Consider the following 14500-nt stretch of genomic DNA (forward strand, 5'->3'; position numbering starts at 1 on the left):
GCCTCGTCTCCCTATCCTGGCGCACGGAACGCGCATCGTGATGTGCCGCCCGAGCGACTTTGAAGTCATGTCGCCCCGCGCACCAGTCCCGCCGCGCGTAGATGCCTCCGGATCGTCGTCGGACTGCAGCCGAGCTCGCGAGCCATGCTCACCGCGGTCCGTCGTTCCGTCTCGTACTGCTCGCGCAGCCACTCGATGTCTACGTGGAATCGCGGCTGGCGACCCAGTCTCGACGGAATACCGTGCGCGTCTCGAGTCCGAGCGACCGACTGCCGCGAGAGACCGAGCTTGACTGCGGTGGCACGTATCGAAAGGCCCTCGTCGTGTGCCGTGGTGATCGCGATGTCCTCGGGACCCCCACTCGCACCGCGCACCGGACGCCGCGCGACCCACTCGCAGTCATCTGCTCGATCGGGTTCGAGCGGTCCTAAGCCAAGCGCGCTCGGGCTCGGGTGCCACGACACCGGCTCCTCGATGCCGAGGCGGTCCAGATACGACGCCCCGACGTCTTCAAGAGCGGAGAGCACCCGAGAGGGCGCGTTCCGTGTGAATCCGTCGACCTCCGAGTCAGTGACAACTTCCGTCACCCTGTCCAGCTGCGGAAGGCGTTGGACTCGATCACCGCTCAGCAGACGATGCACGTATGCGCGAGCGAGTACGGCTCTGCGCGGGAAGCCGGAATGGACGTTCTGCGCGATGGCGATCCTCTCCCACTCCTCTGGCTGCAGCAGCTCCGTGTAGTCGAGCGAGCGTCGCCGGGCATAGTCGATGGGTGTCTCAGCGTCATCGAGGAACTGAGCGAGCTGCACGATCGTCGGCAGAGTTTCAGCCTCGGCACCGCTCCTGCCGAGCGAACGCATCACGTTGGTGACTCGGCGACTCGGTGCCTCCCGATCAAGCAGGCCCAGGCTCGCGGCGTGCGTGAGTCTGCTTCCTGCCAGGACGACCGCGGCCGACAGGGCCGCCGATGCAATCGTGCGATCAACACGTCGAGGCGCAAGGCGGGCGGTCCACTCCGGCCAGAGAAGAGCGGGAATCTTGGCTGCGCGGGCCGCCGCGTCTCCGCCATCGAAAGCCGTCTGAAGGACGAACGTGGCTCGACGTTTCGTACCTCGGGTAGATGCGATCAAGGTCTGCATCTGCGGCGATAGTCCGTCGTAAGAGGTGTTGACGTTGACGTTGTCGCGGAGCAGTTCGTTGAGCAGGGCAGTGTCGTACACCGCTCGACATGCGACGGCATAGCCGGAGGCGCGATGAGTCGCGCTGGCGCCGCTCGATGATGTCGGAGTTTCGTCTGGGCCCCGTTCCGCCATGTCGCGACGAGCGAAACCCGCGAGGAGAACAAGGTCGCCGAGCACACGGCTTGCCGGCTGCGGGCCCGAGGACCAAATTCCATCAGCAGTCCGGGGCTTCGACAGTGCGCGCATGATGAGTCGCTGCGCATCGAGCACGTCAGCGCCGGCATCAATCGCATCAGAGTGATCATCACGAAGATCAGCGCCGCAGGGTCTCACCCGTCCGTTGTCGAGGCGCCCTATCGGATTGCGGCACGCGCCTGGCGTCGGCACGAGACGGTGCGGAAGTGCGCTTCGGTGGGAAGGCTCTCGGCATGCTGCGCACACGTCGTTGAGGAGCCGATGATGGCGCACACACGCGAACCCGAACGGAAACTGCCACGTCAGTCGCCAACGACCGTTCGAGTCGCGCAAGCAGTCTGGGCAGTACCGCCCGGATGCCCCGCTGATCGGGCTGAAGAGCGAGATCGCCCCACGCCGGTCGAACTGGACGGCGTTGGCCGCAAAGCCTTCGCGGGTAGTGGCACGCAGGACATCGCTTGTCAGACCTGTGCTCCGTTCCAGGTTGGCCAGCTGCTGGTGATCAAGCTGCACGGACCACGACGTGCTTCCCAACGGGCCTTGCGCCAGCACACGCAGACCGAGCGCGCGGGCGAGATCTCCGCACGTCGTCCGCAGCGTTGCCGCCATTGTCTCGAACCAGGACCCGAACGGCTCGTCAGGGAGCGGCCGCACGACGAACGGGAGTCGGCGCAATTCCGCCGTCATCACGCAGCTTCTTCCGTCGATCCGTCGTCCAGTTCACGCTTCAGCTTTCGATCGAACTTCTTCTCACGGTCGGCGCGCCCGGACTCGGCTCCCTCATCCAGCCGGATGGTGTCGAGCAGCGCGCGATCGAGCTTCTCGACACCGGTGCGGATCGCCCTGGTCGTTCCGCGGCGGATCAGATCCATGAGCGAACCGATGTTGCCGCCTGTGCGGACGAAGATGTACGTCGCGAGCTCCTGGATCATCCGGTCGTGACCGTTTGCAAGCACGACCGCTTTGTCCAAGGAGCCCATCAACCTCGCCCACTCGCGTTTGTCGGCCTGGGTCTGCAGCGAGAAGCTATTCATGCCGAGTACCGTCCAGCGGCGGAATGTCTGCGCGAGCGCCGCATCCTCCCCCGAGCGCCCCTCCTTGAGAAGTCCGCTCTCTCGTAATGCAACTCCAGCGAAGACGAACGTGGCGTCGTACTCGTTGGCGAGCCACTTGAGTTGGTTCGCAACTTGGACGCTGTCGTTGGTCCTCATGTTGAGGAAGTGCAGGTCGTCGATGATGACGAGCCGCGTATCGTGCCTGGCGATGCAGTCGGCCGCAGCACGGGCGAGATCACGTGACAGGGTCAACGACTGCCGGAGCTCGCTCCGAACGCTCGGGTGAGCGTAGAAGCCCAAGAGCATCTGATGCAACGCCTTGATCGTCGGCTTGCCGGCCAGTGTGACGTGGCAAACGGGAATGTGTTTCGTCGTCTGCGTATCCGGGTCGAGGTACTCGCCTGCTTCTGCGACTCGCCTACGGTGAAAGTCGCGCCCGAACATGCGCAGCGCGGTCGTCTTCCCCATCGTCGGAGGCGCGTCTATCGCCGCAGCACTCTTCACTCGGTCCGAGTCCTGTTGGTTGCTGTCCACGATGTCCAACAGATCCTGGTGGAGACGGTCGACCTGTTCGGACCGCAAGACGATGTTGGCGTGCCATTCCCGACGACGCCGGTTGTAGTCGGCGCGAGCGCTGTCGCTCAGGCCAACGAGCTGCGGCGTCGTGAGTCGTTCAGGAATCGTCCGAGCTTCCCGCTCGGTGAACTGGCTCCAGCTCTCGTACGTCGAGAAGCTCCCTCGGAGCGGTTGCGCGCTGGTCACATCATCTCCATGAGCTCATCGTCACCGAACACGAAAGCGGCGAAGAGATCGTCATCGTCGTCATCGTCTCCGCCCTGCGGTATGGCTGACGCTGGGGCTTCTGGTTCGTCGTCTGGCCACTCGCCGACCGCGGTGCCGAGCATCCGCTGAACCGTCCGCAATGACCATGCGCCCTCATCCCCTCTGTGGTTCTCCGCCAACTGTGATGCCAGACGAGCGCTCACGCGACGCTCAGTCGGCGTGAGATCTCGGCCGGCGCCCCAGTCGGCCAGCAGCTTCGCAGCGGCCGCATCGACGTCAGGTCTCTTGCCATCCGCGATCTCGAGCGCGAGACGCTTCGCATGCTCGAGCGCCTCGGAACTGAACGGCACCGACTGCGCCCCCTTCAACTGCCAGCGCAGCGCGTGCCAGGTGCCGTCCTCGGGATCACGGAAGTAGATCCGGCGCACGTCATCCGGGTCATACGAGAAGGGCCAGAGCACATCCCCATCGCTGCCGCGAGTGCGATTCCGGTACTTCGCGACGATCTCGCCGCGATAGCGGATGCCGTTGAGCTCGACGCCGTAGTGATTGAACTGCCTCTTCGCCACCGGTAGCAGTTCGAGGAGATAGTTGCGGTTCCGCGGAATCCGAAGCTCACCCGTCACTGCCAGCCCCTGTGAGTAGCGCTCTGCGGGACTCATCTTCACGCCAAACATCCCCGGGTCCGCGAGAGCGGCATGCGGACGCACGTGATACACGGTGGCCACCCACTCCCTGATGATCTGCTCGAGCTGAGGAAGGGTGTAGACAGCCTCCGACTCCGGGTCCTGGCCACGAGAGGCGACATCGGCGCCCTTGTATCCGGGAAGTTCTTGGAGCAGCGAGTCGAGGGTTCGAAAGAACCGCTCGACCGGGCCCTTGTCAGTGGGCGTGTAGACACGTGCCGGTTGAATCGAGATCCCAAGACGGGTACATGCGCTCGTGACGTGCTCGGAGACGTAGGCGCTCCCGTGGTCGGTGACGAGACACTGCGGGATCGTCGGCGGCGGCATGAATCGGCCTGCAACGATGACACGATCGGGGTCGACGATCAGTGTCTTCGGTACGCCGTGGTACGGCCAACGCCCCTTGTTCATGTCATCCTGCGATGGCTCGAATGGATAAAGCGATTCGACCAGCACGCCGGCGACGTCGACCGACTTTGTCGACCCCGGCGAGAGCCGCATGCCAAGCACGCATCTCGAGTAGAGGTCCATCGCGAAGGTCAAGTCGACCGACACCCACTTTCCGGTTACCGGCGACAACGCGAACACGTTCAGCGGAGTCGTGTCCATCAGCACGTACTCGCCCGGATGCGTGGCGCGGATCTCTCCGTACGCTCCCTGGGGTCTGTTTGCGTTGGAGCGTTTGCGCTTCGTCGAGCCCTCGAACGTGCTGCGACCACGATCGAGCGCCGCCAACGCCTTGTACGCAGTACTCTGACCCGGAACTGGAATCTCACCCACCCCATGGACCTTCGCGAGCCGTGCTTCGATCCGGCTCAGCACGATCCTCTTAGTGACCTTGGGCTCGTTGATCTGCTCGTCGAGTACGACCTTCGCCATCGACAACCACCGTGCATCGATGCTGGGCGCCGGTCCATCAGGAGTCTTCTGCCGTCCGTCGACCAGGCCGAACTCGCCGGAAGAGCGATACTCGCCGATCCATCGCTCCAATGTGCGCTGGCTCACCCCGAGCTCGGCCGCCTTCGCTGTCACGCGGCTTCCCCTGCTCTTGTCGGGTGCAAACTCGACCTTGGGTTCGCTCGCGAGTGCTGTGGAGGAGTCACCCGAGCGATATCCGGTCAGGGCCTCGCGAATGTGGGCAGCACGATCCCGTGCCGCTTCCCGCGCTTTGTCGGAGGCATCCGCCCAGAGGACGCCAGGCTCCCCGGCGTCCTCCGGTAGGTCTATGTCGCCAAGTCGCGCCCTGCCGCCGTCAGACAGCGGTCGGAGGAGCTCAGCAATCTCCACTCGCCGGAAGTGGCCGTTCACGGCGCGGAGGACGACGGCACTGTCGAGAATCTCGGTAACTACGTAGCGCGAGCCATCAAAAGCGATCGGCGCGTTGATTCGCACGACATGCGACGTGGTCATACCGGGATCACCTCGCTGTCGTTATCGAGCGTTCGCGTGAGATCGCTCGCGAGCAGCCGGCGCCACAGCAGGTGCAGCACCACGGCTCGAGCGCGAGCTCGATTGTTGAGCGCAAGCGACACCTGTCCCACAGCCGAAGCGAACGTCGTGGGCGCGTTCACGGCAGTTCGCGCGCTCTCGACCTCGGCCTCTTCGAACCGGTCGCTCCAACGAAATCCGCTGAGGAATCGCACGTTTGTGCTGAGTGTGGGGTCTGGCTCAGAGCAGATCTCGTACTCCCAGCCGGGGACCGCCATCAGGCGTCTCGTCCATCCGAGAGAATCGCGGACCTTCGGAACGTCAAGTCGATGCGTGGGCTTGACGTCGATCACGCGGATGCCGCCGTCCCGGAGACGGAGCAGGTAGTCAGGCACGTGACGGCGAATCCGCTTCCCATCCCATCCCTCGACGAGAAACGGTTGCGACACAATCGACAGAACGTCGGAGTCGAAATCCATCAGGATGAGGTTGGCGAGCTCGAGCCGCGACTCGTAGCCGACTGGCGCCTCCATCCGCGCAGACCAGTAGGTTCCCGGAAGATGACGCTGCCCTCGGTACCAACGGAACGTGCGCCAGGGACGGGCGTCGATGAGATGTCTGGCTCCAACCTCGGATAGGGGAACCGCCATCTCCTCGCCCGACTGGCGGCGGACTCGGATCACTGTCTCTGCGATCATCGGCGGCACCACCGGCGGTGTCGTGCTTCGTGCTCTCTGGATCGCGTATCGCGGAGTCGGGAACGTGTCATACGATCCACGATGCGAGCAGCGGGTGTATGTACGGAGCGTCGTATCGCACCGAATCTTCGTCAGTATTCAGCAGGCTGCGAATATTGACAACAAACCATGAAAAGCGACTCGCGATTCGCACTTAATGGCCTGATGAACATGACATTCATGAGCGCCCAGCTTGATGATAGCCCGATATTGGTACAGCTCAAATGAACTATGCAGTGACGACCAGAGCGATGTCCGGCACGTGTGGGAAACTCGCTATATGACCGCCACCGCACTTCTATCGACAGATCAGTCCAAACTGTTCTTCGGGAACAGTCACATGTTCGATCTGGTTGTGTCGATCGTGCGCATCGACGGCGAGTTCTCAGCGAAACTGCTGGTCGAGCGAACGGGACTTCCGAACAGCATCGTGACCTCCCTCATGAAGAAGCTCCGAGACGCCGATTTCATCACCTTCGTCGGAACGGCCCCTGGGGAACGCACCCGGCCGTATGTCATCAACGAGAACCCCTGGTGGGACGCCGCCCGCCAGTACGCGTAGCGCAACAGCGGTTAGTGCGACATGGACCTCAGCGCGTCCGCGTGTTCGTCGCACACCGTCCAGACCCACATGCGAATCACGTACTGCTTGGCCGAAGCGCCGCAGAGCTCGCACACCTCGATGCTGGCCCACTCCGCAGCTCGGATCGCTTCGATGAACGCCTCGTTGTAGTCGTACGGGTCGTCTGACGGACTCGCGGAGTAACTCAGCGAGCCGAACTTCGACTTGACCTGTTGAACACGGTAATCGGGTGCGATCTCCACGAGCGCGGCATCAAGGCGTTCCAGGAGTGTGTACCAGCCAGGGTTGACGTCCACGACGGGCGGCCAACCCGCATCGATGCGCGCGACAATCTTCCGGATGCTCGGCGGATACTCGTCGTTCATGCGGGCCTCCCTAGCGTGACCTACCCTTTAACCACATCGACGTCGAGTCTGCTGTTGGCGTCAGACATCGCGATCTTCACGCCCCCTGCCACTCTTGTTCCTCGCGCGAGAGAGCTCTCTGAACGCTCGCCCCACACGCAAGCTTCGCGTCACTCCGGAATCCCACGCGATCATGTTGCGACGCCGCCACTCGATCGCCACATGCCCACGAAACCCCGAGATGGCACGACGCCGCTCCATGAACTCCAGGCCTGGCGGAAAGGGAGCCGGTAGCCCGCACGTGTCCGGTAGGAGGTGAGCGAACAGCTCCGCGAATGTCGGACTCAGTCCCGTCCGTCGACGGGTCTGAGCGACGAAGACCGCCGCGGCGAGAGCCCACGACTCCGCCGTGTCGTCGCCGGTGAAGTCCTCGAAGACGTACGCCCAAGATGCAGGAGCCGGCGAGCCGATTCCTCTCCACCAGATCGGGTTGGAATCGGGTCCCACCGCCACCATCTCAATCACGATCGCACGCACGGGCCTCTCCCGAGATGCGACCGGCTGTCGTCGAGAAGGGCAGCACACGTGCAGGAGCAGCGGAGGAAATCCGGAGAGCAAGGATTGTTTCGTATGACCTCCCAAATTATGCCATACCGATTAGGCCATACCGCGGCTCCACCTTCAGCACGCTGAGAATGTGACCCGTCGGAACGAAGCGACTGAGCGGGAGTGGCGCCTCTACTCCCAGCGCTTCGCGACCACGCTTCGTTCCGTGCGCGAGCGCGCCGGCCTCAGCCAAGAAGAGGTCGCCTACCGCTCCGGGCTCACCCGCTACACCTATCAGAAGTATGAGAAGGGCGAGTCGAGGCCTGGCAACCCAGCGAATCCCACGCTTCGTACGCTGATCGCGATGGCTCAAGTACTCGCCGTTTCCGTGGATGAGTTAATTCCTGACGCTCCTCCGGATCTTCGCGCACGCTAGTCAAGCACTGCGTGAGCTCCCTCGCCGGTCGTCTCCGCGTGACCGGGCATTGAGCTGTAAGCGTCGCGTCGCTCGCTACACTTCGCGGGCGATCGAAACTAGTCGCTGGAGTTCCGACGGCAACCTGTGCCGTACGTCTGCGCGCTCCGCGAGCACCGCGAGGTTTCGGTACCAGCGAAGCCTCACTTCGAGTAGTGGCTGTTTGGTGAGCCTGGCAACCGTCTTCTCCAGTGCGACGATGTCGCCGGGCGCTCGGGCCTGGGTGCGGGAGCGCAAGGAAGGAAAGTCTGTCTCTGGTATGACTCGGTCAAGTGGTAGGGCGGTCATCTGTTCGTCGGACATCGCTGCGTTGATCGAGAAGAAGCAGCCTGCAGCGGCAGCGCGGGCCGCGTCGTCCCGATCACCAGTGAACCAGTGGAGGATCACGCCGGGGTGTGGGTGCTTCTCAACGAGGTCCACGACTTGCTTCGCACGTCCCGTCGAGTGGATGGAAATCAACGCCGGTGAGGCGCTACGAAGGACGCCGACGAGGATCTCACGCTGCCGTGAAGCATCACCCCGTCGGTCAAGCCCGACTTCGCCGACCAGTACCGAGCGACTCACCGCTTCCTGAAAGCGGTGCTCCGACCATTGGGTCAAAGCAGCGGGCACCCCGGGATGCGTGCCGATACCCCAGAGCAACCCCGCCTGAGGGTTCTCGATCGCCGCGTCAAACTCATCAAGGCTCCGCGTCATAGCAAACACCTGCGCGCCGTCCAGTGTGCGGGTCTGCGCCTCCGTCACGTCGGGTGCGATATGGGCGTGGCAGTCAAGGAGCGGGAAGGGGAACATGTCTCAACTCTTCCAGACCGCGATTAACCAACTTCAGAACCGCGTCGAGGTCGGTGCCAGGTGGCCAGACCGTCGCACTGAGAATGGCATTCTCGTCGATCCCGTAGGCGAAAACGTCGCGCAAGCTGATGACGTCGCGCCAACGTTGCTTGATAAGGCCGGCCAGATTCGCATCAAGCAACAGCTCACTGTCGTAGGGGGTCGGGTCATGAACCCCTGCGCCGAGAAATGCTGCGCGCCGGACAACGCAGGCGACACAGAGGCCGCAGTTGTGGTTGGAGTCACCGTGGTGAAACTGAGTCCCCCCTTTCGCGCACGAGAACGACTCCGTGGCTGAGTCCCGGTACTGGTCGGACATCAATTCAGGGAGTGCGGCGGCGACCAACTCACCCTTCGTTAGATTCGTGAAGGGATTGATAACCACGACGTCGATCTCAAGGGCGGCTAGCAAGCTCGACAACAGGTTGAATGTGTACGGGTGCGTGGATCGGGTAGTCAACGCACCTCCTCGGCCTGCATCGAGCGGCGGGTTGATGCTGGTGAACCCGTTCTCCGGAACCCAGAGCTCGGGCGCTGAGTGTGCGGCCGCAGTCATTACCCCGAGAGCCATGAACATCAGTGAGCGAGAGCGCGGACCGTGGTTCTTGCGGCGCTTGGAGTCACGGATGTAGAGCTCGTATCTGTCGTACGGGCGGTCGCCGATCGCTTCGGCGATTACGTTCTGCGCGTGTCTCACCGCCTTGGACGCATCTCGGTGGCCAACGAATCGTATGCCAACCTCAGTCTCTCGAAGACCGACCACGGCACCGCACAAGGAGTCCAGACCGCCCGAAAGCAGCTGCACTCGCGTAGCCGGCTCCGAAACCGCCAATGGCAGTTGCGCGCTGGCCGGTTTCAGAATGATGCTCCACGCATCGCCTGTCAACCAATGGAGAATGTCAGCGAAGTCGGAGATCGGGTTCCCATCCCATGAGGAGGGATCCTCGACATGGACGGTGAGCTCGAAGTTGCGGTGCAGCGAGACCCCGGGCTTCGCAGTTGCCGTGTCGGCGAGATACGCGGCTGCCGCGATCCTAAACAAGTCGCGCGCGACCGCTGGCGCAGAGGCGAACTCTTCCAAGTCCCAGCTCATAGTCGCCGCGAGGTCCGCGCTCGACATATCTTTCGTCGACCATGCAAATGCGAGGTCCGCGCCAGCGGGCGAAACTCCCGCCGGATGCACTTCGATTCGGCGCGTTACCATCAGCCGTCCCCCTTGCCGAACACGCGGCATGCTTTTGCAGCGAGCGAAGACGCGAAGTCAGCCACCGCCTGGGGCGTGGCGTTCACGAGCTGCCCTGCGATCTGTTTGACTTTGCCACCGATGTAGGTGCGGACCTTCTGCTCCAATTGCACGAGCGCACTTCGCACCACCGAGACACGACGTTCGCTCGCGGAGAGCTGCACGAGCGTGGTCTTCCACGCGAGCTCAGTCACGAAGCGCCCTACCGTGTCCGCGAGGGATGCGTCAGCGCCCTGTTCCGTGGATCGCATGGTGGCAAGGAGAGCCTGCTGAAGTGCGGCATCGTCTGGGTGCGACGCCGGGCCCAAGACGAGCGCGATGAGTTCGGTGAATAGCCGGACGCCGCTGAGCCCCTCAAGCACGGAAAAGTCGACGCCGTACTCGACGAGATGAGGAACGTCTCCCTGCTGTATCGAAACCAGCGCGTCCAGCACCAACGATCCGCGCGCGGCCTGACGTGAGAACGGAGCCCCGCCGCTGTCACGGCCATCTCCGGAGCTAGAGGATCCATCGCGACTTCGGCCACGAAGAAGATCCTGAACCTTGTAGGACTTGCCCTTCTGGTCACCTCGAGACAGCGACTTGCCGAGCGCGGTCATCACGCCACCTGCAATCGGTGCTGCGGGCGAGATGTTCAATGCGTCAGCCGCGTCGTATAGCGAGTCAACCGTGCCCGACCATGCTCCGGATCCGCCGAATGCTCCCGATGTGCCCATCAGAGGGACACCCCATCGGACTCTTCGTCGATCGCCGCCAGCAGTTCAGGTGTGGCACCGGGCCGAGCGCGAAGCGCCGCCACCAACTCAGGGAACGATGCGGTCAGCCACGGGACATGCTCCGCGTCGAGGGCGTTTAAAACGAACTCGTCCAGTAGCACCGTGCTCATTATCGGACGGAGATCGGGTCGCTTCACGCTCAACGCCTGCAGCGACTCCAGAGCCTCAGAGGAGCGGTCTCCGATGATCGCCGTTGCAAGGTGACGCGCGACATCCTCATCGCCACTGGACGGCATCGTCGTGAGCCTGTTGACGGCTTCGGTTCTGATAAGAACGCTGGAGTCGGTGAGTTGCGCGAGAAGGGAACTCTGATCGTCGTCTAGCACCGCAGCGGACTGGAGTGTTGCGACTGTGGCCGTTGCGAAAGAAACGTACCGGTCGACCCATCCTGCGACGTCAGACGCCTTCGGCGCTTCGTTTGCCCACGCGGTTATCTCGGCCGGCACGACGATCTGCCCGCTCTCCCACCCGTCGAGAAGGTGTGTCCTCTGTGTTTCGCTCGTTCCGACCAGTTCCCTGAAATGAAAGGGGTGGTTCTGCTCGAGTAGCCAGAGCTTCATCAGGATCTCGACTGGGAACCCCTCGAACTGGGCGCCAAGCATCTGGGCGCGCACAGCGAAATTATTGAGGAACCGCTTGAGCTGCCGCGGTGTTTCGCGACGTGAAGTACTCATTCCGCGCACGATCTGGTTCGCCAGCCGGATGTGCGCCTCCGTCGGGAAGGACTCGTGAAGGTTTGCTGCGACGTAGGGCACCTCGCCCTTGACGCGTCGCATGGCAGCTTTCTCTGCGACGGCCCCAGCACATTCCTTTCCCGCGTCCGCCTCCACAAAAAGCGCTGCGAGGTAAGCGACGGCGTCTGGCGACGACATTCGCGGCAGCGTGAAAGGCAACTGAACGATCTTCTCGGTGTAGCGGTCCGCGAAACGGCCTCGACTTCCGCCACTGCGATCAAGGGCGTCGCGAAGGCTCTCGCGGATGAAGTCATCGTCCGCAGCGATGACGAAGGACATCCCCTTCACACTCAAGAAGAGCTTGATCGCTTCAAGCGCGCCGAGCACATCTTCGGGGAGCGAGCGATCGAGGTCGTCGATGAGCACGACGACACGCCATCCGTCACCCAGTCCAGCGAGCAAGGTTCCGAAGTCAGCACGAAAGTCGCGCATCCCCTTCGCGGCCGGCGTCGCGGCCGGCTCGGGCGTAAGCGCATCGACCAAACCCGCGATGTTCGGTGTCAGAGTCACGGCGGAGGTGATCGCGACCTGAGCGACTTTGCTCCAGGAGACGCGCTTGCGGAGGTCGTTCAGTTTTTCGACCAGGTCAGAGGCCACCCCCGCGAGCTTCGCCGGACCGCCCTGTCGCTCTGCGAGGCGCTCCGCGGACAACTCTGCCGCGATGCCCTCCAGAACACGGTTGATCAGTGTGCCGCGCGGATCTCCGGAGTCAACGAACTCCCACGGATCAATTACGACCACGACAACGTCGTCTCGGCGTCGCAGTTCCGCTTCGATTAGGTTGAGCGCGGTGCTCTTGCCCCCGCCCCAGGGAGAGTTAAGGCCAACCGTGAGCGTCTCGAACCGGTCATCCACAGCAACATCTGCGATCGCAACCGCAACCGCACTCAACCCAGTCAGATCCTGCGTCGCAGGGTTGTCATCGAACAGATAGATCGACTCCGTCACCACCCGTCCCCTCGGTCGCGGTTGAATCAGCTGCCACTGCACTTGGCAGTACTGCCAAGTGACTGACAAGTAGCGGTGGAATTTGTCATCTTCACGCGGAACCTACACTCAGTTGAAGTCGCCGCCCGGGGCCATGTCGGCGAACCGGGAGTAGTGCCCCTGGAAGGCGACCGTGATGGTCGCGGTCGGACCGTTACGGTGCTTGGCCACGATGAGGTCGGCCTCGCCGGGACGGACGTCCTTGTCGTAGACCGAGTCGCGGTGCAAGAGGATGACCATGTCGGCGTCCTGCTCGATCGATCCGGACTCTCGCAGGTCGCTGATGGCGGGCTTCTTGTCCTGTCGCTGCTCGGGACCACGGTTCAGCTGCGACAGCGCGATGACCGGCACCTGCAGCTCCTTGGCGATGAGCTTGAGGCTTCGGGAGAACTCCGAGACCTCCTGCTGACGGGACTCGACGCGCTTGCCGGATGTCATGAGCTGGAGATAGTCGATGATGACCATCCGCAGACCGGCCCGCTGCTTCAGCCGTCGGCACTTCGCCCGGATCTCGACGAGCGTCATGTTCGGGCTGTCGTCGATGTAGAGCGGGGCGTCGTTGATGCGGCCGCGGGTGGCGGCGACCGTCGTCCAGTCCCGCGGGTCGAGCGTTCCCTTGCGCATGTTCTGCAGCGGGATCGCCCCCTCGGCGCTGAGCAGACGCATCGCGATCTCGCTCTTGCCCATCTCGAGCGAGAAGAAGATCGAGGGGAAGTCGTGCCCGATCGAGGCCGCACGGGCGAAGTCGAGGGCGAGCGTGGACTTACCCATCGCGGGTCGCGCGGCGACGACGATCATCTGGCCGCCGTGCAGGCCGTTGGTGAGCTCGTCGAGCTCGCGGAAGCCGGTGGGGATGCCGGTCATGGAACCGTCGCGGCCGTTGGCCGCCTCGATCTCCTCGACGGCGGCATCGACCGCGACGGTGAGCGGTACGTAGTCCTCGGCCGTCTCCGAGCCGGTGACCGAGTAGATCTCCGCCTGCGCGTTGTTGACGATGTCGGTCGCGTCGCCCTGGCCGTCGTAGCCGAGCTGGACGATGCGCGTCCCGGCGTCGACGAGGCGGCGGAGGATCGCTCGCTCGGAGACGATGCCCGCGTAGTAGCCGGCGTTGGCCGCGGTCGGGACGATCGACGTAAGGGTGTGCAGGTAGTCCGCGCCGCCCGCCTTGTTCAGCTCACCGGTCTTGATGAGCTCGTCGGTGACGGCGACGACGTCGGTCGGCTCACCGTGGGAGTAGAGGGAGAGGATGGCCTCGAAGATGAGCTCGTGCTTCGGGATGTAGAAGTCGGCGCCCTTGAGCGTCTCGATCACATCGGCGACGGCGTCCTTCGACAGGAGCATGCCGCCCAGGGCGCTCTGCTCGGCGAGGAGGTCGTGCGGAGGGGTGCGCTCGGGCGGACGCTGCCCTCCCAGGCGCTCCGCGGAGATGTCGGCGATCGACACTGTGTTCCCTTCGATGCGACGGTTCTGAGGCGGGCCCCGCGCTCGCATCCGCGGATGCCGGTGCGGGGGACCGCGGCCGCGCGGCGGCCATCCCCAGACAAGCAGGTGCCCCCGACATTCGGTCGCTCGACCACGCTATGAGCGGTCTCCACACGGTGCAACACGGCCTGTGGATAACCATGTGGACAGCGTGCGGACAATCTCGGAGTGTCTGTGCAGAACGGGTGTGGATAACCCGGTGGACGGTGTGAAGAGCGAAGTTTTTTCTACCAGCCGACCAGGCATAAATCGTTTCCCCAGCCTGTGGATGAAAACGAGTTTAAATTGCGCGTTGAAGGTTTCCCCTCGGGAGGGGGCATGTGTAGAACCTGGGGAAAGTCAAGCCGGAAATCCGCCGGGCGCGTCACGATCTGACACGAGACGAATCGGATGTAAACGCCCCTGGACAGAGAGGGGGTGCGCGAGTATTCTCC

Annotated in this window: 12 protein-coding genes; 2 read left to right on the forward strand and 10 right to left on the reverse strand. The window is 63.3% G+C overall.

The features are described from left to right. Positions 1-65: 65 nt before the first annotated feature. The 4 genes from AB0310_RS09695 to AB0310_RS09710 are packed head-to-tail and all read right to left on the reverse strand — an operon-like array spanning position 66 to position 6026. Positions 66-2063: a TniQ family protein gene (locus AB0310_RS09695; protein WP_366237121.1), complete on the reverse strand. Its 1998-nt coding sequence runs from the start codon at positions 2061-2063 to the stop codon at positions 66-68. Beyond that, entirely contained in the window at positions 2063-3193 is a 1131-nt protein-coding gene (locus AB0310_RS09700; protein WP_366237122.1) for an AAA family ATPase, read from the reverse strand. The genes AB0310_RS09695 and AB0310_RS09700 overlap by 1 nt, the downstream gene beginning before the upstream one ends. After that, positions 3190-5310, reverse strand: coding sequence for a TnsB C-terminal domain-containing protein (locus AB0310_RS09705; RefSeq protein WP_366237123.1), 2121 nt, complete (start codon positions 5308-5310; stop codon positions 3190-3192). Before AB0310_RS09705 ends, AB0310_RS09700 begins: the two co-directional genes overlap by 4 nt. Then, positions 5307-6026 carry a TnsA-like heteromeric transposase endonuclease subunit gene (locus AB0310_RS09710; protein ID WP_127012851.1) on the reverse strand — a complete coding sequence of 240 codons (720 nt, stop codon included), beginning with the start codon at positions 6024-6026 and terminating at the stop codon, positions 5307-5309. The genes AB0310_RS09705 and AB0310_RS09710 overlap by 4 nt, the downstream gene beginning before the upstream one ends. Positions 6027-6345: 319 nt before the next feature. Here AB0310_RS09710 and AB0310_RS09715 point away from each other — a divergent pair, with 319 nt between their 5' ends. Continuing rightward, positions 6346-6627, forward strand: coding sequence for a helix-turn-helix domain-containing protein (locus AB0310_RS09715; RefSeq protein WP_127012852.1), 282 nt, complete (start codon positions 6346-6348; stop codon positions 6625-6627). 11 nt (positions 6628-6638) lie between these two features. Here AB0310_RS09715 and AB0310_RS09720 read toward each other — a convergent pair whose 3' ends face one another. Next, on the reverse strand, positions 6639-7013 hold the full coding sequence (locus tag AB0310_RS09720) for a hypothetical protein (RefSeq protein ID WP_366237124.1): 375 nt from the start codon (positions 7011-7013) through the stop codon (positions 6639-6641). A gap of 676 nt (positions 7014-7689) precedes the next feature. Between AB0310_RS09720 and AB0310_RS09725 the strand changes: the two genes are divergently transcribed. After that, a complete protein-coding gene (locus AB0310_RS09725; protein WP_366237125.1) occupies positions 7690-7974 on the forward strand; it encodes a helix-turn-helix domain-containing protein in 285 nt (94 codons plus the stop codon). Positions 7975-8049: 75 nt separating this feature from the next. Here AB0310_RS09725 and AB0310_RS09730 read toward each other — a convergent pair whose 3' ends face one another. From AB0310_RS09730 to dnaB, 5 genes are all read right to left on the reverse strand, one after another. Continuing rightward, a complete protein-coding gene (locus AB0310_RS09730) occupies positions 8050-8805 on the reverse strand; it encodes a TatD family hydrolase (RefSeq protein ID WP_366237126.1) in 756 nt (251 codons plus the stop codon). Then, positions 8783-9925 (reverse strand): queuosine biosynthesis protein queC, encoded by a 1143-nt coding sequence (locus AB0310_RS09735; protein WP_366237127.1) that lies wholly within the window; start codon positions 9923-9925, stop codon positions 8783-8785. The genes AB0310_RS09730 and AB0310_RS09735 overlap by 23 nt, the downstream gene beginning before the upstream one ends. A 122-nt stretch (positions 9926-10047) precedes the next feature. After that, positions 10048-10725, reverse strand: a complete 678-nt coding sequence (locus AB0310_RS09740) for a hypothetical protein (protein WP_366237128.1) — start codon at positions 10723-10725, stop codon at positions 10048-10050. Positions 10726-10802: 77 nt separating this feature from the next. After that, positions 10803-12545 carry a KAP family P-loop NTPase fold protein gene (locus AB0310_RS09745; RefSeq protein ID WP_366237129.1) on the reverse strand — a complete coding sequence of 581 codons (1743 nt, stop codon included), beginning with the start codon at positions 12543-12545 and terminating at the stop codon, positions 10803-10805. A gap of 108 nt (positions 12546-12653) precedes the next feature. Then, a complete protein-coding gene (gene dnaB / locus AB0310_RS09750) occupies positions 12654-14027 on the reverse strand; it encodes a replicative DNA helicase (RefSeq protein ID WP_268776890.1) in 1374 nt (457 codons plus the stop codon). Positions 14028-14500 lie beyond the last annotated feature (473 nt).

It is taken from the genome of Microbacterium meiriae (assembly GCF_040702565.1).
Classification (GTDB): Bacteria; Actinomycetota; Actinomycetes; order Actinomycetales; family Microbacteriaceae; genus Microbacterium; species Microbacterium meiriae.